The 20,013-nt window shown below is 62.6% G+C and carries 17 protein-coding genes and 1 riboswitch; of the genes, 8 read left to right on the top strand and 9 right to left on the bottom strand.

Annotated elements, in window-relative coordinates:
- Nucleotides 1-56 precede the first annotated feature (56 nt).
- Together LQE90_RS04605 and LQE90_RS04600 are read right to left on the bottom strand one after the other, a co-directional pair.
- On the bottom strand, nt 57-1,760 hold the full coding sequence (locus LQE90_RS04605) for an NAD(P)/FAD-dependent oxidoreductase (RefSeq protein ID WP_216528896.1): 1,704 nt from the start codon (nt 1,758-1,760) through the stop codon (nt 57-59).
- Nucleotides 1,753-3,042, bottom strand: a complete 1,290-nt coding sequence (locus LQE90_RS04600; RefSeq protein ID WP_231088202.1) for an aminoacetone oxidase family FAD-binding enzyme — start codon at nt 3,040-3,042, stop codon at nt 1,753-1,755. Before LQE90_RS04600 ends, LQE90_RS04605 begins: the two co-directional genes overlap by 8 nt.
- A 926-nt stretch (nt 3,043-3,968) precedes the next feature.
- Between LQE90_RS04600 and LQE90_RS04595 the strand changes: the two genes are divergently transcribed.
- Complete coding sequence (locus tag LQE90_RS04595; RefSeq protein ID WP_216528897.1) at nt 3,969-6,773, top strand: metallophosphoesterase; 2,805 nt, start codon at nt 3,969-3,971, stop codon at nt 6,771-6,773.
- A 119-nt stretch (nt 6,774-6,892) separates the two neighbouring features.
- Here LQE90_RS04595 and LQE90_RS04590 read toward each other — a convergent pair whose 3' ends face one another.
- The 4 genes from LQE90_RS04590 to LQE90_RS04575 form a co-directional block, all read right to left on the bottom strand.
- Nucleotides 6,893-8,308 carry an alanine/glycine:cation symporter family protein gene (locus LQE90_RS04590; protein WP_216528898.1) on the bottom strand — a complete coding sequence of 472 codons (1,416 nt, stop codon included), beginning with the start codon at nt 8,306-8,308 and terminating at the stop codon, nt 6,893-6,895.
- Between the two features lie 273 nt (nt 8,309-8,581).
- The gene (locus tag LQE90_RS04585; RefSeq protein WP_216528899.1) at nt 8,582-10,030 is read right to left on the bottom strand and encodes an alanine/glycine:cation symporter family protein; all 1,449 of its coding nucleotides are present in this window, start codon (nt 10,028-10,030) and stop codon (nt 8,582-8,584) included.
- A gap of 164 nt (nt 10,031-10,194) precedes the next feature.
- Nucleotides 10,195-10,698, bottom strand: coding sequence for an L-2-amino-thiazoline-4-carboxylic acid hydrolase (locus LQE90_RS04580; RefSeq protein ID WP_216528900.1), 504 nt, complete (start codon nt 10,696-10,698; stop codon nt 10,195-10,197).
- Nucleotides 10,699-10,748: 50 nt separating this feature from the next.
- Nucleotides 10,749-11,042 carry a hypothetical protein gene (locus LQE90_RS04575; RefSeq protein ID WP_216528901.1) on the bottom strand — a complete coding sequence of 98 codons (294 nt, stop codon included), beginning with the start codon at nt 11,040-11,042 and terminating at the stop codon, nt 10,749-10,751.
- 2 nt (nt 11,043-11,044) lie between these two features.
- A riboswitch (FMN riboswitch) is annotated at nt 11,045-11,210 on the top strand.
- Between the two features lie 138 nt (nt 11,211-11,348).
- On the opposite strand from LQE90_RS04575, the gene LQE90_RS04570 reads away from it, so the two are divergent.
- From LQE90_RS04570 to LQE90_RS04545, 6 genes are all read left to right on the top strand, one after another.
- Nucleotides 11,349-11,945, top strand: coding sequence for an ECF transporter S component (locus LQE90_RS04570; RefSeq protein WP_216528902.1), 597 nt, complete (start codon nt 11,349-11,351; stop codon nt 11,943-11,945).
- A 143-nt stretch (nt 11,946-12,088) separates the two neighbouring features.
- A complete protein-coding gene (locus LQE90_RS04565; protein ID WP_216528903.1) occupies nt 12,089-12,910 on the top strand; it encodes an energy-coupling factor transporter ATPase in 822 nt (273 codons plus the stop codon).
- The gene (locus tag LQE90_RS04560; protein WP_216528904.1) at nt 12,886-13,851 is read left to right on the top strand and encodes an energy-coupling factor transporter ATPase; all 966 of its coding nucleotides are present in this window, start codon (nt 12,886-12,888) and stop codon (nt 13,849-13,851) included. Before LQE90_RS04565 ends, LQE90_RS04560 begins: the two co-directional genes overlap by 25 nt.
- A complete protein-coding gene (locus LQE90_RS04555) occupies nt 13,844-14,644 on the top strand; it encodes an energy-coupling factor transporter transmembrane component T family protein (RefSeq protein ID WP_216528905.1) in 801 nt (266 codons plus the stop codon). The genes LQE90_RS04560 and LQE90_RS04555 overlap by 8 nt, the downstream gene beginning before the upstream one ends.
- Nucleotides 14,645-14,684: 40 nt before the next feature.
- Nucleotides 14,685-15,098: a pyridoxamine 5'-phosphate oxidase family protein gene (locus tag LQE90_RS04550; RefSeq protein WP_216528906.1), complete on the top strand. Its 414-nt coding sequence runs from the start codon at nt 14,685-14,687 to the stop codon at nt 15,096-15,098.
- Nucleotides 15,099-15,372: 274 nt separating this feature from the next.
- Entirely contained in the window at nt 15,373-15,567 is a 195-nt protein-coding gene (locus LQE90_RS04545) for a hypothetical protein (RefSeq protein ID WP_114566764.1), read from the top strand.
- Between the two features lie 38 nt (nt 15,568-15,605).
- Here LQE90_RS04545 and LQE90_RS04540 read toward each other — a convergent pair whose 3' ends face one another.
- The 3 genes from LQE90_RS04540 to LQE90_RS04530 all read right to left on the bottom strand — a co-directional run bounded on the left by LQE90_RS04540 (nt 15,606) and on the right by LQE90_RS04530 (nt 18,331).
- Nucleotides 15,606-15,929, bottom strand: coding sequence for a DUF1292 domain-containing protein (locus LQE90_RS04540; protein ID WP_114566763.1), 324 nt, complete (start codon nt 15,927-15,929; stop codon nt 15,606-15,608).
- A gap of 203 nt (nt 15,930-16,132) precedes the next feature.
- The gene (locus LQE90_RS04535) at nt 16,133-16,558 is read right to left on the bottom strand and encodes a cytochrome c3 family protein (protein ID WP_231088201.1); all 426 of its coding nucleotides are present in this window, start codon (nt 16,556-16,558) and stop codon (nt 16,133-16,135) included.
- 18 nt (nt 16,559-16,576) lie between these two features.
- Nucleotides 16,577-18,331, bottom strand: coding sequence for an FAD-dependent oxidoreductase (locus LQE90_RS04530; protein ID WP_114566761.1), 1,755 nt, complete (start codon nt 18,329-18,331; stop codon nt 16,577-16,579).
- A gap of 241 nt (nt 18,332-18,572) precedes the next feature.
- Between LQE90_RS04530 and LQE90_RS04525 the strand changes: the two genes are divergently transcribed.
- Nucleotides 18,573-20,003 carry a helix-turn-helix domain-containing protein gene (locus LQE90_RS04525; RefSeq protein ID WP_216528908.1) on the top strand — a complete coding sequence of 477 codons (1,431 nt, stop codon included), beginning with the start codon at nt 18,573-18,575 and terminating at the stop codon, nt 20,001-20,003.
- Nucleotides 20,004-20,013 lie beyond the last annotated feature (10 nt).

The following is a 20,013-nucleotide window of genomic DNA, read 5'->3' as shown; positions in this document are numbered from 1 at the left end:
GAGCGGAATGCAGCGGCCTCCGAACGTCTGGGCGCGAATGGGCACCTGCAGTAGCGTCAACGGGCGAACGCCCGAGCCACGAACTGGGCAACTCGCAAACCGTCGCATGCAGCGCTCATGATGCCTCCCGCGTAACCCGCCCCCTCCCCGCACGGATAAAGGCCCGTCCCGCCGTCCATGGAGGACTCTTCGGCCAGAAGCGCCTCGCAGCCTTCGCCGCGCACGATGCGAACCGGGCTTGAGCTGCGCGTTTCCACGCCGGTCATAACGGCATCCCGATCTGCGAATCCCGCGAGCTTGCGGTCCAGCACCGGCAGCGCGGACGCAATCGCATCTGCAACGAACTCCGGCAGGCACTCCCGCAAGTCGCACCACGCCACGCCGCGCGCGTACGTGGGGCGCACCGACGAACCGGGACCCGCCGAGCGGCCCGCAAGGAAATCCCCTACGGTTTGAGCGGGCGCCTGATACGGATCGCCGCCCGCGGCGCACGCCGCCCGATACGCCGCGCGCTCCATATCCCGCTGCAGCTTCACGCCCGCAAGGGGATGATCCCCTTCGAAGTCCTGCGGGCCCACGCCCACCAGCAGCGCGCTGTTCGCATTCTCCCCGTCGCGCGCGAACCGGCTCATGCCGTTCACCACCACGCTGTCCGGCTCGCTTGCCGCGCATACCACCTGGCCGCCCGGGCACATGCAGAACGTGTAGACGCTCCGTCCATCGGGCAGATGAACGGCCAGCTTGTAGTCCGCCGGGCCGAGTGCCGGATGAGTTGCGGCATCACCGTACTGAGCGCGATCCACCGCCACTTGAGGATGCTCGATGCGCACGCCCACCGAAAAGGGCTTCTGCTCCATCTTCACGCCCGCAGCATGCACGACCTCGAAGGTGTCGCGCGCCGAATGCCCGCACGCCAGCACCACGCGCCGCGCAGGCACGCGCGCGCTCCTTCCCGATTCGAGCACGTCCACCGCCGCAAGGGCCCCGTCCTGGAAATGCAAGCCCGTCAGCTGCGCGTGGAAGCGCACCTCGCCGCCCGCCGCGACGATCTGGCTGCGCAGCTCGCGCACCACGTCCACCAGCAGATCGGTACCAATATGGGGTTTGGCCTGCCACAGGATTTCCTCGGGCGCGCCGGCGTCCGCAAACCAGCGAAGCACGTGGCGCGCCAGGGGGTTCTTGATGTTCGTGGTCAGCTTCCCATCGGAAAACGTGCCGGCGCCGCCCTCTCCGAACTGGATGTTCGTCTGCGGGTCCAAATCCGCGCCCGCGTCGAACGCCGCGATCGTCGCAAGCCGCTCGTCCACGTCCGCCCCGCGCTCCAGCAGAAGGGGCCGCAAGCCGGCCCGCGCCAGGTACAGCGCGCAGAACAGGCCCGCCGGACCCGCGCCTACCACCACGGGGCGCGGCTCGCCGCTCGCCTCGAACGTCGGCCCGAGTTCCGGAACGGCAAGCGCCGCATAAGGCTCGTGACGCTTCACATGAGTGCCAGGGGAAGCTCCCGCGCCCGCCCGCGAGCAGGCTTGCGCAAGGACGCGCTGCTCCATCGAAGGATCGGAAAGCTCCACGCCAAGCGTCGCCACGAAGTGCACATCCCGCTTCTTGCGCGCATCCACGCTGCGCTTGAGGACGCGAACCGAATCCACGTCCCCATCCCGCACGCCCAGCGCATCCGCCGCGGCAACGCGAACGAGCGCGTCGCCCTTCGACCCGGCGACACCCGCATCAAGCGGAAGCCTCACGTTCGAAACCTCAAGCACGGCCTGCTCCCTTCGCTCGACCGGCGTCGACCGCCAGTTCGTTGGCTGCCGCGCGGGCTGCCAGCATGCCGCTCGCCCACGCCCAATGCAAGTTGTACCCGCCGCAGGGCGCATCCACGTCCAGCGCCTCTCCCGCCGCGAAGAAGCCCGGTATGCGGCGCGCTCCCATCGTGCGCGGATCGAACGCGTCGACGGCAAGACCCCCGCGCGTCACTTGGCACTGGCGAGCATCGCCAATACCGCGCACCACCAGGGGCAACCCCTTGAGAACATGCGCCAGCTTCGGCGCATCCTTCTTGGCGAACGGGTCTTCAGGGCGCAGTCCCGCCTCCTTCAACACGGCATGGGCCACCGCGGGCAGCAGCATGCCCCGCACAAGCGCATCGGCCGAGCACGGGCGACCGGCCAAACGCAAGCGGGCGGCGCGATCGAGCAGAAGGCCCTCCGCCTTTTCGGGCGCAATTTGGGGAAGCAGGTCGATGCGCAGCTTGTCGCCCGGATGGGCGAAGCGCGACAGGTTGAACACGGCGATGCCCGACACGCCGTAATCGCGGAACAGCACCTCGCCGGATTCGCGAGTCTTCTCGGCGCCGTCCGCGCCCACCAGCGAAACGCAGCAGCGAACGCGAACGTTGTTGAGCGGCTTCACCAGGGCGGTATCCGTGCGCAGCGGGCCCAGCACGGGACGACCGCTCACGCATGACAGCCCTTCCGGCAGCTCGATCTCCTCGATCGCCCTGCCGCCAACGGCCACGATCACGGCATCGGCATGCCGCACCGCGCCGTCCGCAAACCGAATATGGAACCGATCGCCAGCGCGCTGCGGCGCCTCGACGCGTTTGGCAACGCAATCGCACGCCAGATGCACCCCCGCATCCTGCGCAGCCGAGCGCAGCACGTCCAACACGCTGGTCGCCTTGTTCGCCAAAGGATACAGACGCCCCTCGCCCTCTTCGCGCCAGAGCAGGCCCAAGTCGGCGAACAGGTTGTGAACGGGGTCCTCATGCGATTCTAATTCAGGTTCGGGATCGGCCTCAAGCTCGGCCAAAGCCTGCGAGACGAACGTCGGATTGCGGTATGCGGCAACGTCGATGCAAGCATTCGAGAAGTTGCAGCGGCCATTGCCGGTTGCCAGAATGGATCGACCGACGCGGTCGCTGGCTTCGTACACCGTCGTCTCCACGGATCCGGGGGCAACGCCTCGAGCGCGCAGAGCGCGGACGGTTTCAACAGCGGCCGCGAGCCCCGCCGCGCCGCCTCCTATGATGGCAAGTTTCTTCATACCGGCCATGATACCGCAAGGCGAGGCGAGCCCCGCCGCAGCGCAACCGCTTATCGCAGGATCCTCGCAGCAGGTAAACGACGCGGGGACAGCAGCCGGCTCGACCCTCGGTGCGCCCGGCAGCGCGGCGGCGCGGCACAGCCCTCGGCGCGCTCGGCAGCGCGGCGGCGCGGCGGCAACGGTCAAGAAAGACACCCGCCGCCGAACCGCCATCGACATGCGCCCGCCTGCGTTGAGGACGGCGCTACACTTTCTGCTCGATTTTGCACGCAATGTTGCGTTTTTCGAGGCGCAGGATCTCTTCATCGCCTTCCCTCCAAGAGCCGTATTCCATTATCCCAGTTCACAAGGACGAGGCTTTTGAAGATGCGAGACGGTGCGCAACATTGCTGTAAAAATCGGGCAGCTAGGGGCGCTGGCGGCGCCGAGAAAATCCTGGCGGCGAACCAGCGGCGCCGCCCGACCACCGGGGCCCATCACGACCGATCGCAGTCCGACCGCTCGAAAAGACAACGTACGTCAGCATGTGCCGATTCCGGTTCAACATAGAGCCCCCTGCAAAACCGGGAGCGCGGGAAATGGGAGCAGGTGCGCGAGAAGGAACGCGGCGACCCCGGAACGCGAAGGGGTTGTTTCGGGCCTGGAAGCTCGACCGGATCACTCCTTCGGATCCCGAGCGCGCGGGCATGCGGGCGGTTCGCCGCCTGGGAACTCGAGCACCTTGCGGCTTCGCCATCTGGGCGTTTCGCCTCTTACGCAAACCTTACCGCATGCGTACCCGGTCCTTACCTGCACCGTACCCGCTCTTTTCGCGGCGCTCCTATACTTCCGCTCGGCAACCTTTTCCACGCCGAGCGCACCTGCGCCCCGCCGTCGCGGCCCAACCGGGCAAGCGCCAACCAACCATTCGAGCAGAAGGGCTTTCCATGGAACACGCGTCATCCTTTTTCGAAGCGAGCACGATCGGCGTGTCGCGTCGATCGTTCCTCAAGCTAGCAGCCGTAGCCGGCGTGTCCCTTGCGGGAGGCATGCTCGTGTTCCCCGATCAGCACGCCGACGCAGCGTTCAGCCCGGCCCCCGGCCAAGCTTGGCCCGCGCTGCAGGACGGGCACGTGCGCTTCACCGTGCACAGCGACACGCACGTAGGCGCCGAGGCCCGCAACTCCTACGCGCAGAAGATCCCCGCTGCGTTTTCCGGGATCTACGCCGCCGCGCCCGATGTGGCAGCCCACTTCTTCGTGGGCGATTCGGCGGACACCGGCACGCCCGCGCAGTACGATGAGCTGGCCTCGCTCCTCAACGCGAACGCGCGCAAGCCCGTCGGGATCGTAATGGGCAACCACGAATACTACAGCTGGCAAGGAAACAAGGAGAACGCCCAAGCCGCCTTCAAGGATTTTCTTTCCTCCAAGCTGACCGTAGCGGGATCGTTCCAGATTCCGGGAGGCGCGAACGAGGGCCAAACCGACTGCGATTTCATCGTGGGCGGAAGCGGCGGCTACCACGTGCTGGCGCTCTCATCCCATCCGGGCGGCTACGACAACAGCTGGTACGGCGACCGGCAGGACTGGATTCGCGAACGCCTGGCCGCCGCGCAGGCGGAAGACGCGAACAAGCCCATCTTCATGTTGACCCATCATCCCTTCGGCAACACGGTCTGGTACAGCACGGGCGGCAGCTGGAACGGCCAGTTCGGCACCAACAAGTCCGACCGAACGGGCAACGACATGGCCTTTTACCATGAAATCGCAGCGGCGTATCCCCAGATCGTTCACTTTTCAGGGCACACGCACATCCCCATGGCCGACCCGCGGTCGATCTACCAAGACGACGGCTGCACCCTTATTCAAACCGCCACGTTCGCCAACAACTTCTGGACGAAGGGAGGCCAGGACGAAGGGCACAACAACGGCGACTACAGCGGGGGGAGCCTTTTGTACGGGCACCCCGCCGACGGAGACGACGCCAACCAGTGCGAGCTGGTGGACATCGATCCGGCAACCCATGTCGTGACCGTCTACCGCATGGATTTCCGCGAAGGCGCATGCCTTGGCGAGCCGTGGTCGTTCAGCCCGAACGACCAAAGCACCAAGGTCTATACGTCTGCCGCCATGGAAGCGCGCAGCCTTCCCCCTACGGTAGAGGCCGACGCCGCCGTCAGGGTACCGAGCGACGACACCCTGACCTCGTCGGGAGCGTCCTTCGCCATCACCGCGAACAAGGTGCACGCGGACGCGACCGGCTTGGACAACGATATCGTCCTGTGTTATCGCGTCGAAGTTTTCGAGGCGGATTCCGACACGCCCCTGTACGATGCGCGGTTCATGTCCGAGTACTACAAAGCAAGCCAAAACCGCGCAGACGAGTTCGTTCGCCCGCTTATCGGCGCGGCTCTGGCAGAGAACACCGCGTACACGCTCAAGGCCTACGCCCGCAATGCATACGGCAAGGAAGCGCTTATCGGCCAGACCGAGTTCAGGACGAAGGAGCGCGAGGTGACGCCCCTTGAGGACCCGCTCTTGTCCGTGGATTTCGCGCAAGGATCGGCCGACGACCTCTCTGCCGCGCCCCATGCGCTCAAGGAGTTCGGAGCATTGGAGCTAACTTCCGACCCCCTGTTCAACAAGCAGGTCGGCGTATTCGGAGGCGCCGCCGCGGCAGCGTACGCGTTCACGAGCGAGGACTATGCGCGCATCGGCACCGGATGCACCCTGGAAGTGCTGTTCCGGTTCGACGAAGAGCCCTCCAGCTACTTCGAGCTGTTCTCGTCGGGGCAATCCCGCGGGCAAAATCTGGAGTACTACCCGTCGAGCAGCTCCGACCCCAACGGCAGCCGTCCCAGCTTGCATTACTACACGTCGCCCGAAGGCGGCGGGTGGAAATCGACCAGCGCCTATGTCGACACGCTTGCCTGGACGCATGTCGTGGCAACGTACGACGGCGTCGAGATGAAGCTGTACGCGAACGGAACGCTTGCTTCGCAGTTCGCCAATCCGGGAACCCTGCCCCCGCCCAGCGTAAGCGGCGGCGCGCCGTTGCGCTGGTTTTTGGGCGCCGACACGAACGCGCAAGGCGAACCCGAGCATGCGATGGTCGGACGCGTGGCGTTCGCGCGCCTAAGCCCCGGCGTCGCAACCGAGGACCATGTCGCAACGCTGTACGCAGCCTCCGCCGTCCCCGCTTCCCCGATACAAGCGCCAACCGCATCTGACCTGGGGAAAGCCACGGTAGGAGAACCGTACGCCATACCCTCCGTATCGTTCGAGGACGTCAACGGATCGACGATGCAGGCAACGCCTTTCGTGACCGATCCCGACGGCAACCCCGTCGCCCTTGAAAACGTCGAAGCGCAAAAAGCGACCGGCAGCACCGAAGGCTCGGCGCCGACCTGGCAGTTCACGCCCGCTGCGGCAGGGACGTACACGCTAGCCTACGCAGCCGGCTACGCCTCGGCAACGACAACCTTAACCGCGGCGTTCGCCCCCGAAAAGCCGGGCAACGACTCCGAGCCGGGAGGAGGATCCGGCAGCGGCGGAAGCGGCCAGGGCGGCACCGGCGGATCGGGCGGCACCGGCAGCGGCGGCAGCACAACGATCGGCAACCCGGCGAAAACCGTCCGAACCGGCGACGCGTCCTGGGGCGCAGTCGCGGGAGCGGCGGCCATCGCGGCCCTCGGCGCGCTCGGCGGCGCGGCGGCAAAGCTCAAGAAAGGCGAGGAAGAAGACGACTAGCCGGCTCGCTTCCCGCGCAAGGCAAACTCGCGACCCCCGCAAAAAAAGAACAGCCCAGCGTCAATACGGCGCCGGGCTGTTCGGTGCGTTGTCGAGACGAGCACCGTGCAAGCTGCAAGCTACTTGCTCTCGAGCACGGGAATCTCGGTATCGTCCGCCTCGTCGAGGTTTTTCTCCCACACGTAATGCTTGGTCTCGCGAGCGATCAGCCCCGAAAGCAACAGCACGACGATGATGTTCGGAACGGCCATGAGCGCGTTGGTGATGTCCGAGATGGTCCACACCAAATCGCCGATGCCGATGGCGCCCAAGAACGCCACGGCTACGTAGAGCACCTGGTACGGGCGAATGGCGTGCTTGCCGAACAGGTACGTGACGCAGCGGTTGCCGTAGTACGACCAACCCAGGATGGTGGTGTATGCGAACAGGATCATGCCGATCACCAGGATAGGCGTGCCGATGTAGGGAATCGACGCGAACGCCGCGCTTGTCAGGTCGGCGCCAGCGGAAACCTGACCGCTCTCCATGATGCCGGGGTTCGCGATCATCGTGGAAACCAGCACGATGCCCGTCAAAGCGCAGATGACCACCGTGTCCCAGAACGTACCGGTCATGGACACGAGCGCCTGGCGTGCCGGGTTGCGCGTGGACGCGGCCGAGGCCACGATGGGCGCGGAACCCAGGCCGGACTCGTTGGAGAACAGGCCGCGCGCGCAACCGAACTGCAGCGCCATCATAAGGCCGCTGCCCACGGCGCCGCCGAACGCAGCCTTCGGCGTGAAGGCGCATTCGAAGATCAAGCAGATGGCGGGCCACACGTATTCCCAGTTCATTCCAATGATCACGATACAGCCCCATGCGTACGCGATAGCCATGAACGGAACCAGCTTCTCGCATACCTTGGAGATGATCTTGATGCCGCCGAAGATGACGAGCGACACCATGATGACGATAGCCAACCCGATGCCCCACGCGGGAACGCCGGGAGCGTTCGAGGTGATAATGCCCGTCATCGCGCTGGACTGGACCGCGGATCCAATGCCGAACGAAGCCACAGCGGCGAACAGGGCGAAGGCACCCGCCCCCAGCACGCCGTACCAGGGCGTCTTCCCGTCCTTCTCGAACGCACGGCGCCACGCGTACATCGCTCCGCCCAGCATGTTGCCGTTATGGTCCTTCACGCGGTACTTCACGGCTGCGTACGTCTCGGAATACTTGGTAGCCATGCCGAACACGCCCGTAAGCCACATCCACAGCACCGCGCCCGGACCGCCCGCCAGGATGGCGGTGCCCACGCCCACGATGTTGCCCGTGCCGATGGTGGCCGAAAGCGCCGTGGTCAACGCACCGAACTGGCTGATATCCCCCGGTGCGTCCGGATCCTTCGTCACCGACAGCTTGATGGCCGTCGGCAGCTTGCGCTGGATGAATCCCGTGCGAAACGTCAGGAACAGGTGAGAACCCAGCAGCAGAATGATCATCGGCGGGCCCCACACGAACGCATCGATGTCGCTGATAAGCTGAACGATGTCCATACCCCAACCCCTCTCTCTTTCCTTGTGTACGAAAGCAGGCGAAGAGTCTATACCGAAGCAGGTTGCACCGCCCCGGCAAAGCGCTGGGCATCATCGGCGCATGGCGAGAACGATGGAAGCCGTTTCGGTATGGGCACTTTCGCACGCTAAAGTACCCGGATTATAACGAGGCAGCACGTTGCAGCTTGATACCAAATGCGAAATTGTCAGCGAACGGCGCCGCGGGCAGGGGGGACGAGCGAAAACGCGCATCCGCGGACGAGCGGGCGAGCCCTACTTCCCTTCCAGCTGCGGGATAGGAGCGTCGTCGGCTTCGTCGAGATTGCCGTCGTAAATGTAGTGCCGCGTCTCCCGAGCGACCATGCCGGACAGCATGAGAACCACCACGATATTGGGAATGGCCATGAGCGCGTTGCCGATATCACTGATCAGCCAGACGACGTCGCCTACGCCGATAGCTCCCAAAAACGCCACGGCCACGTACACCACCTGATACGGACGAATAGCGTAGCGCCCGAACAGGTACGTGATGCAGCGGCTGCCGTAGTACGACCAACCCAGGATGGTGGTGTAGCTGAACGCCACCATGCCCAGCACCAGAATAGGCGTTCCGATGTAGGGGATCTTCGAGAACGCCTCGCTTGCCAGCTGGGCGCCCGAGTACAACGTGGGATTCTCCAAGATGTCGGAGGCGATGTCGGGATGCGCGAGCATGGTGGACACCAGCACGATGCCGGTCAGCGCGCAGATCACGACAGTGGACCAAAACGTGCCGGTCATGGCAACAAGCGCCTGCTGAGCAGGGTTGCGCGTGGAAGCCGCTGCCGCCACGATGGGCGCGGAGCCCAGGCCGGATTCGTTGGAGAACAGGCCGCGCGCGCAGCCGAACTGCAAGGCGACCATGATGCCGCTGCCCACGGCGCCGCCGAACGCGGCCTTCGGAGTGAACGCGCACTCGAGGATAAGACCGAGCGCCTGACCCAGAAGCGGGCCGTTGAGCACGAGGATGACGATGCATCCGCCGGCATACGCCACGGCCATGAAGGGAACCAGCTTCTCGCAGACTTTGGATATGGATTCCACGCCGCCGAAGATGACCACCGAAACCAGGATCACGATCACCACGCCCACAGCCCATGCGGGAACCGCGACGTTCGAGGTGATGATGCCGGCCATAGCCGACGCCTGCACGGCCGATCCGGTGCCGATGGCGGCAATGGCCGCGAACGCCGCGAACGCGACCGCGCCCAGCTTCGCCCACCAGGGAGTGCGCCCGCCGGGGCCGGGATCCAGTTCGCCCTTGTCATTGCGACGAAACGCGCGTTCCCAAATGTACATGGCGCCGCCCAGCATGGCACCGTTATGGTCCTTCACGCGGTACTTCACCGCCGCGTACACTTCCGCATACTTGGTGGCGATGCCGAACACGCCCGTGATCCACATCCAGAACACGGCACCTGGGCCGCCCGCCAGGATAGCCGTGGCCACGCCCACGATGGAGCCCGTGCCGATGGTGGCCGCCAGCGCCGTTGCGAGCGCGCCGAAGTGGCTGATGTCGCCTTTGCCCTCGGGATCCGAGGTGAGCGAGAGCTTGATGGCCTGGGGCAGTTTACGCTGGATGAAGCCCGTCTTCACCGTAAAGAACAGATGCGAGCCCAAAAGGAGCGCGATCATGGCCGGGCCCCATACAAAGCTGTCGATGGTGTTGAGAATCTCAAACATAATTTCGCTATTGTACCCCCGCACGAACCGGCGAAGGAAAATTCCCGTCGGGTATACACAAACTGTAACCTAGCGTGCGAAACATCGCATCGATGCCGCGCTTCGCACGCTAGGTTCACGAAACCGGCGATCTGCCGAATCGCCCCAGCTCGTCGAGGACGGGCCTACCTCCGATGGTAGATCAGGTGGCACACATCGTCGCCGCGCGCGATGGTCTTGGGCAGGTCCAGCTCGCAGCCGTACGCCTCGCCGATGCCGCGATCGCCGCACATGGCCCAATCGCACAGGTTGGAAATCTCCTCGTCGGTGCAACCCTGCTTCTGCCACGCCTTCACCAGCGGGCAGTAATGAAATTCCAGCTCGAACCGATCGTCCTGCACGTCTTTGACGTCCATCTCGAACACCATCTGGGCCGGCTTGCCGAACAGCCCCTTCTTGAGGCTCTTCAAACTATGCGTGCCGCCGCCCTTTGCAACCAACTCCGCCCCCTGAAACAAGCCGCAGCGCTTGACCGCTGCCGGCGCGAACGTCGCCGGATCGGCGCCGGCCTTCGCGGCCTCGTCCGTAAGCAGGTACAGCCAAAGCGCGCGGTGCTCCAGCAACTCCCGAATAGCCTTCACCAGCGGGTTTTTGATCAGCGGCTCGTTCACGACCCCGCTCTGTCCCATTGCTCCCCCTTCGTTCCCCATGGCGTGCGCCATGTTTTCGCGTACCGGCATTATACGGGAGCAATCCGCCAGCAGGCAAAAGAACGGCCCAGCAGCAGGTCAACCCGCCCCGCCGCGCATTGTCGCCCGAAACGTACGGTTTTCGCCGAGAAACCGTACGTTTCGGGCGACAATGCGTTCACGGAAGCGCTTTCGATCCCGTCCAGCGCCCGATGTCCAACGCCCAGCGTCCAGCACCCGGCGTCACAACGCCGGGCGCCGCAACGCCACAAAAATTCGATCCTGTCCGCATTCCGTGAGAAACGCTTGCCACAGATCAGCGAGGTGGTTACAATGTGCGCCATGGATTCTGTTTCAGGGCGAGGTGCAATTCCTCACTGGCGGTAATTCGGCCCGCAGCTTCGCGCTGCAGCAAGCCGAGAGTCCGCGACCCTGCGTGGCGCCATGCTGTGCAGGCTGATTCCGGTGAGATCCCGGGACCAACGGTATAGTCCGGATGGAAGAGGCAGAGATCCGCGAACGCAGCGCACGCGCGCTTTGCATCGGCGGACCCAACAAGCCTGTATGGAAGGAATTCATACGGGCTTGTTTTCTTTTTTGGCCGGAAAACCTGACCCGCACGCAATCGGCCTGGAAAGAAAGGGGTTGCCATGGCAGCCAACAACAAAGACGCTCACGCGCCCGCATTCACCAACACGAACAAATGGGAAACCCGCCAATTGGTCACGATGGCGCTGCTGTGCGCGATCGGCGTACTGCTTTCGTTCGTCGAATTTCCGCTGCTACCCGGCGTGACCTGGCTGAAATACGATGCCTCCGCCATGCCGGCCATGGTATGCGGATTCGCGTTCGGCCCCGCAGCCGGATTGTCGGTCGGCATCGTGGGCGCCGTGATCCACGGCATCTTGTTCGCCGACTTTTCGGGTGCGCTCATGAACATCCTGGTAGTCACCGGCTTCATCTTGCCCGCAGCCATCGTATACCGCAAAACGCGGTCGTTCAAGGGCGGCGTGCTAGGCCTTGTCCTGTCCGTCCTTGCTGCAACGCTCATGGCCATCGTGGGCAACCTGATCATCACGCCGGCGTGGCTGGGCGTTCCGCTTGATGCGGTGATCGCCATGATCATCCCCGTCCTTGCCCCGTTCAATTTGGTGAAGGGCGCGCTGAACGCCGTTTTGACCTTGATCGTGTACAAAAGCATCTCCAACCTGATCACCCCGAAGAAAAAGCAGGTCAAGGGGCGTTAAACCCTTCTTTTCCCAGGGCTTTTCAGCAGACCAGCCGTCGGCGGCCGCAAGTTTTGACCGCCGACGAGCTCAAGCCGAAGCACGGAAAAGGGCACCGCCCGGCAACCGCACTCGCGACAAAAAGGAAAGAAGGACCGCTGCTTATGATCGAGTTCTCCAAGGTGGGATTCACATACGACGGAGAGGCGTTCGTGCTCGACGGCGTGGACGCGCGCATTCAGCAAGGCGAGTTCGTGTGCGTTCTCGGCGGAAACGGGTCGGGCAAATCGACGCTAGCCAAGCACGTGAACGCGCTTCTAACCCCCGACGAGGGCAGCGTCACCGTGCTTGGCCGCGACACGCGCGACGAGCATGCAACGTATTTCATCCGAAGCAACGCAGGCATGGTGTTTCAGAACCCCGACGACCAGCTGGTTGCCAGCCTCATCGAAAACGACGTGGCGTTCGGGCCGGAAAACCTGGGCGTGCCCACCGAGGAGCTGCGCCGGCGCGTAGCGGACGCGCTGGCGGACGTGGGTCTGCAGGGCTACGACAAGCGCGAGACCGCGGCGCTGTCGGGCGGGCAGAAGCAGCGCGTAGCCATCGCGGGCGTCTTGGCCATGGAGCCGGACATCCTGGTGCTCGACGAGGCGACCGCCATGCTTGATCCGCGCGGACGCAAGGGCCTTATGCGCGTGTGCCACGAACTGCACGATCGCGGCATGACCATCGTCATGATCACGCATTTCATGGAGGAAGCGGCTCAGGCGGATCGCGTCATCGTGCTGGAGAACGGCCGCGTCGCCTGCGACGGAACCCCTCAAGAAGTACTCGTACGAGCAGAGCTGCTGGAAAGCCTGAACCTCGACGTACCGTTCGCCGCCGCGCTTTCGCTTGCGCTCAAGCAGCGCGGCGTGCCCGTAGGCATGCATGTTGAAACCGAAGCCTTGAAGGAGGAGCTATGCGCATTGCTTTCGAAGGCGTAAGCTACTCGTATTCCGACCCCGACCGTCAAGAAAAGCACAAGCGCCGCCTGAAGAAGCGACGGGAAGCCGGCGTGATAGAAGAGGCGCCCTCGCTTGAAACCCACGGCAAAGCCGCCTGGGGAACGGATCCCAATGCCGTATGGGCGCTTCGCGACATCAACTTCTCCCTGGAAGACGGGGAATTCCTTGGCGTGGCCGGCCACACCGGAAGCGGGAAGAGCACGCTCATCCAGCACATGAACGGGCTGGTGAGTCCCACGCGCGGACGCGTGCTCCTTGATGGGAAAGACCTGGCCGACAAGCGGGAGGCACAGGCGTGCCGCGGCAAGGTGGGCCTGGTGTTCCAGTACCCCGAGCATCAGCTGTTCGCCGCCACCGTCAACGAGGACGTGGCGTTCGGGCCGCGAAACCTGGGCGTGCCCGACGAAGAGGTGCGGACGCGCGTGCGCGCCGCCCTGGAGAGCGTGCGCTTGGACCCGGACGTCGTGGGAGACAAAAGCCCCTTCGAGCTTTCCGGAGGACAGCAGCGGCGCGTGGCGTTCGCCGGGGTTTTGGCCATGGAGCCGCAGGTGCTGGTGCTCGACGAGCCGGTCGCGGGGCTCGATCCCGTGGCGCGCGAGGAGTTCCTCGCCCTCATAAACGAGCTGCACGCCGGAGGGCTCACCGTTGTGATGGTGTCGCACAACATGGACGACCTGGCCCGTTTCTCCGATCGAATCCTCGTGCTGAACGAAGGCAGGCAGTTCGCGCTAGGCACGCCGGCCGAGGTGTTCGCGCAAGGCGACGAGCTGCGCGCCATCGGGCTGGACGCGCCGGCCCCGCACAAGCTTGCAGCCGAGCTGCGCTCGCTGGGTCTTGACCTGCCCCGCCAGTTGTACAACGTGGAATCGCTTGCCGACGACCTGATGGCGCTGTACGAAGCGGAGGCTCGCCATGCCTGACATCGCGGTCATCGGACGCTACTGGCCGGGAACAAGCCCCGTTCACCGCATGGACCCGCGCGCCAAACTGCTGCTTTCGCTTGCCCTCATGGCGGTGGTCTTCGTTGCGAACGTGGGAAACTTCTGGGGGCTTGCCGTATGCGCCGCGTTCGTGTTCGGATTCTTCGCGTTGGCGGGCATCCCGCTTCGATCGGCGTTCAAGTCCATCGCGCCGCTGGCGTTCATCGTGGTCATCACCGCGCTGCTGAACGTGTTCTTCGTGCAGGGCGGGCAGGTGCTGTTCGAGTGGTGGATCTTCCGCATCAGCGAGGCAGGTATCTGGCAGGCTGCGTTCATCGCGTGCCGGCTCCTCTTGCTGCTGCTGGGCATGAGCCTTCTTACGCTGACCACGACCACGCTCGATATCACCGACGCTTTCGAGTACCTGCTGCACCCTTTCGCGCGCATCGGAGTGCCGGCCCACGAGCTTTCCATGATGATGGGCATTGCGCTTCGATTCCTGCCGCAGTTCACTTTTGAGCTGCAAACCGTCTACCGCGCGCAGATCAGCCGCGGGGCAACGTTTTCCAAGGGGAAGGTGCGCATGCTGGCCTCCCTTATGGTTCCCCTGTTCACCAGCGCGTTTCGCCATGCGGAAACGCTTTCCTCGGGCATGGACGCGCGCTGCTACCACGGGGGGACCGGGCGGACGCGCCTGCATCCGCTTGCGTACTCGCAGCTTGACGCACGAGGCACGGGAGCAATTCTGCTCATGCTGGCGTGCGTCATTGCAACCAATTTCATACCGAACTAGCCGAACTGGCAACAGCCCCCACTGAAGAGAGGAACGCCCCATGAACGGAAACGAAACCATCGTCGACTACCTAACGAGCGTGCCCGCCTGGTATCTGGCCACGTGCGACGGCGACCAGCCGCACGTGCGGCCCTTCAGCTTCGCCGCCATCCAGGACGGCTGCATTTGGTTCTGCACCGCAACCACCAAAGACGTGTACCGAGAACTGAAGGCCAATCCGAAGTTCGAGCTGAGCGCCTGGAAGCCGGGAAGCGGCTGGGTCATCATGCGCGGGCAAGCCGATTTGGAAGACCGCGCGAACAGCGAGGTGCGCCGTGCCGGGTTCGAGCACATGACCGGACTCGGCGAAAGCTACGATGGACCCGAAGACGAGACGCTCACGTTCTTCACTGTGACGAACCCCGAAGCATGGGTGTGCGACATCGACGGCAGCTGGAATCCCGTCGAGTTCTAAGCTCGGCAACGCAATCGAAAGCGGTGCAGCACGCGCGGCGGCGACCGGAAGTCCACCCGCCACGCTGCGCCGCTTTCGCGCTTGCTACGCGAATATGCCGGAGCTGTGGCCCTCCTTGCGTTTTTGGTGAAGTATTCCGTACGCCGAAGGAAGGCTAGCGCTGGGTGAAACGAAAGTCGTACACTGTAGTTCACGACCCGTCAATAGAATTGAGTGTTGCGAGGTCAGAGTATAAAAAGCCCCGCTCCCCCGTTAGAGCAAGAGGTTGAGAACCATGGATGTAAACGACTACGATGCGCTCATGGAAGCCATCAAGGGCAGCGCTTCGAAGATCTTCGAGCTTGCAAACACGGAAGAGGAAGTCTGCCGTCTTGAAAAAGCCATCCACCACGAAGTGATGTATCTTGCGGCCATCGCGCAATCCGACCGCATCAAACCACCGCAAGGATGGGATCTGCTCGGACGCTAAACGACGGCGCGGGGATTGCTCCCCGCGCCGTTTTTACTTTAATCTGCAAAATCGTACAGGTCCTTCGTCGCCGCTCTGAAGTCCTCGTACACCTCGGAGGCTACCGCCTCGTCCTCGACAAGTTCGAAAGCCGCGGGCTGGCCTTCCTCGTCGAGCTCCGTCACTTCCAGTAAAACAACCTCGCCCGACGAGCCGGCCGGCTCGTCCTCGCTGATCGGGAAAAAGAACCCGTAGCTTCGGCCTTCGTGCAGAATCAGACCCAGAAACTCCAGCTCCGTCTGCTCGCCAGTCTCGTCTTCGAGCACGATGGCGATGCCCTCCTCCACCGGCGGACAAAAGTTAGGGGCGCTTCCTTCGCGCATCGCGGACTCCTTGCTCCTCGCATGTTCATTGGCGCTAGGGTACCACAAGCACCTTGCACCGCGCGCGTTCGAGCCGGCAACGACAGACAAGCGCCAGACGGCTGGACGGGCGGCACACCGCAAAGGAAGGTCCCCTGCCAGGGGACCTTCCTTTGCATCGAACGCCCAGGGAGGGAAGGGGACGTCCGTGCAACAAGGGGTTGTTACTTCGTCAAGCTATGCAACGGGCCTGACCCGCGCTCGGCGCTTTGCCATCCTTCGGGCAACGGAGCATCATGGCATTCGTTGCAGGCCATCGTCGACGTGCCGTCCACCGAATGACATGTGACGCAATCCCCGGCAGCCAAGTGCGCTTTATGAGGATTGAACCCTTCGATACCCTGGTAGTTCTCGTTCGCCGCGTTGATGGTGTCGCGCGTATGGCAGCTCAAGCACACCTTGTTGTCGAACGATTCGACTCCGTCCAGCTGGCCTTCCACATGCACGGCTTTCAATGAACCCGTCGGATACGTCGCCTCCGCAGCGCCCTGATCGTCGCCTGCCTTCGGCGCACATCCCCCTAATGCCACCGCCAGAGAAGCAGCAAGCATCACGGGCGCCAAAACCTTCAGCAGCTTCCCTTTTTTCACGTTCAGCACCTTCTCTTCCTAGATGTTTGCATGAATGTAATCGAGGCCCAGAATATCCTTGACGGCCAGCCACGCAAAGCACTGGCCATGTCCGATGCCAGAGCCCATCACGTTGGGAGGATACACGTTGCCGTAGAACGATCCGGCGGTGTTGCCGGCAACGTACAAACCCGGAATAGGCATGCCCTTCTTGTCGAGAACGCGCTGCCGCTCGTCGTTCTTGAGTCCGCCACGCGTCGAAGTCATCGACGAACAGTGCTTCGAGGCGTAGTACGGCGGCGTGTCAATGGGGTTCATCCACAGCGGATCCTTGTAAAAGTCAAGATCTTCGCCAGCTGCGCACAGCTCGTTGTAGCGCGCGAACGTGGCCATGAAGATGTCCTTGTCGAATCCGCAATGCTCGGCCAACTCTTCGATGGTGTCGAACTTGAACGTAATGCCGTTCGCAACGTTCTTATCCACTTCTTCTTGGGTGTTCGAGGCGGTATAGTCCTCCACCATGTAGCCACCCTCAGGAAACTTCTCTTTCCAAGCGCTATCCCAAATGCTCCACGCGCAGCCATCCGGCGTACACGTCAGCTTGGGAATGGAGGGCGACTGGAACGGCAGATTCTCAGCCATGAGGCGTCGGCCGGCTCCATCGACCATGAGCACAGGCAAGTTGGCAACGCCTGCATAGAAATGGGTGCCGTCGAACGTAGTGGGCAGCGTCCCGTCCATCATGACAGCTGCAAACGGCCACAGATCGCCGCAAGCGAACTCGTCCATGTCCGCCCCGATCCACATGCCCATCTTCTGGCCGTCGCCCGTGTCGTTGGTATTGATGTTGTAGCGAACGATCTTTTTCAGCGACACGTTGTAATGCGCCATCATTTCCCGGTCAGCCGCCATATCGCCCGTAGCCAGCAGCACGCCCTTCGAAGCGTTGTACTTCACGTACTCGCCCGACTCGTTCTCGGCGATAACGCCCGTGCACCGTCCGTCGCTGTCTCGGACAAGCTGAACGGCAGGAGTGTTGTAATGGAAAGTTGCTCCCTTTTCGGAAGCGTATGCCTCCATAACGCCCGTCCAGTCCACAGGATCACCCGTAGCGAAGAATCCGCCGTCTTTCTGCGCGAAGAAAATCATCTGGGCGAACGCCTGCCACAGGGGGCTTGCGCCCGGCATGCCAATGCCGTCGTTCGTGATCTTGTAGTCGAGCGATGCGGCGGGAATCAGCTGGTAGCCCTTCTCGTTGAAGATCTTCTCGAGCCAGTTGATGTAGGGACCGGAGTTATCGAACCACAGACCGTAAGCCGACGTCCGGCCCTGCACTCCATTGGTGATGGCCCATGTCGAAGTGACGAACTCCTTGCGATCGGTGGTCAACCCCAACTTCGTCTGCACATCGGAGTTGAAGCCGGCAGTGCACAAGCGGAACAAGCCGTACGTGCTTCCTTTTTCCACCACATGCACGTTCGCGCCGCTCTCGGCCGCAAGCATAGCGGCAGGCAACCCGCAGATGCCCGCACCGCAGATAACGATATCGCAATCGATCGTCTCGGCTATCTCGCTTTCGGCAATGGGGTCAGGTGGCGTGAGGAATGCAGGCTGCCCGGCCTCAGGAGCCGCAGCCGCATTCGCATGATCAGCGGGAGCCTTCGATTCGGACTCCGACGCCCCACCGCTGCAGCCGGCAAGCCCGAATGCTGCCCCAGCTCCGACCATCGCAGCTCCGGTTAGAAATCCGCGACGAGACATTCCTTGACCACGCATGCTTTCCCTGTTCAACATGACGTCCCCTTTCCTTGATCCATCCCTTTAACCGACCCCTTGTATCGAGCGATCGGCTCGCAACCGATCCTACGTGTTCAAGGAGAGGTTAAGAAATCGGTAACTTCACAGCACTGCGGGCATTTTGCTAACCTGAACCGCTAACCCTCGCTAACCCTTGAAGGGGTTAGCGATTTATCTCTACCGCGATCGTGCGTTATGGGATACTGTCGTGATGGGGAGCTTTGGGAGGGGAACGCATATGGGAAACGAAAGACGCCTAGACGTCTTCGCGAAAGTGCGGAGCGCCGTAGCGACCACGCGAAAGAAAGCGAGCGCGGACGGGCTGTTCGTTGGAACGTCGTGCATGATCGCCCTGGTGTCGTACACGCACTACACCCCCGCGCTCGCGCACGTTTCCCCCGAAGAGTTATCGTTCTCAGACGTCACCTGCCTTCTGGGCGCAATTACTTCCTTCATACTGCTCGCCCTCTCCAAAAGCGATCGACCCGTCTTTGCAAAGCCTTCCGTCATTTGGATCTCGAGCGCATGCGTGCTAGTCAGCATTCTCGCGTTCGCTCTGTTTCCAACAATGGTACGCGTATCGTCTTTGCTGGTTACCGTAATAGGAGGAGGCCTGTTCGGAATTTACCTTTCCGTCATGGCCGTGTGCTGGCTATGGGTATACGCGCACAACAGCGCGGCTACCGTCATTTGGAACATCATGTTCTCCGCCTTCGCCGGATCGATCATCCTGTGGTTCATCGTCGGCATGGACACGCCACGAGTTGCATGCAGCCTGGTGGCGCTGCTTGGAATAGCCGCTTTCACACTTACAAAGCGCATGGCCCTCTTGCGAAAAGCGCCACCCGATCAGCTCGTGAAGGAGTCGCAGGGTCACGCACCCATCCATATCACCATCTCCACGCTTTTGTTCAGTTACGCGTTCATGGTGTCGCTCTCCTTCGCCGGACTCGAACACTTTTCCCTCGCGTTTTCCGCAATCGCCATATTGATACCCTTTTTGCTAGTAGGCGTATTGATGCTCTCCTTCAAGCGGCTCACCACCTTATCGTTGCTCAACATCGCCGTGCCCATCATCGTGACCGCAACCCTGTCGGCTTCGTTCCTGGATCTCAATCCAGTAGTTACATTCGATCTTGCGCTCGTTGGCATACTGCTGTTTCTCGCATACGCAGTCGTGCTCCTATGCGCCATCACTGAGAAGTTTGATTCCCGCGCATACCAAACGTTCTCCCTTCTCATGATCGGATACTTCGGCGGGTGCATTCTTGGCAGAGCCGTTTCCGCGTGGGCGATGTTCGGCTCTGCGCTTTCGCACGACGTCGTGGTGCTATCCTCGGTGCTAGCCGTCCTTTCAGCCATGCTTCTGTGCATTCGAAACGGATTCATACCCAAACAGCTGATCGCCTTGTTCGACCCCGATCGGACAAGGAACGAAGGGGATCTGCCAAGCGAGCAGGTTGCACGCATCACGCAGATTTCCGCCCAATGCAATTTGGGCGCTCGCGAACACGAGGTGCTCGAACTGCTCCTGAAGCAAAAGACCGCCAACGAAATAGCCACCGAAATGACTATCGCAAACGGAACTGCGAAATCCCACATCAGGCACGTATACAAAAAGCTTGGAGTGCATAGCCGAGAAGAGCTCTTCGAACTGATGGGACTTTAGGCCCCGCAAG

The organism is Paraeggerthella hominis (assembly GCF_021044775.1).
GTDB classification, from domain to species: Bacteria; Actinomycetota; Coriobacteriia; order Coriobacteriales; family Eggerthellaceae; genus Paraeggerthella; species Paraeggerthella hominis.
This window is presented reverse-complemented; position numbering and strand designations above follow the sequence as displayed.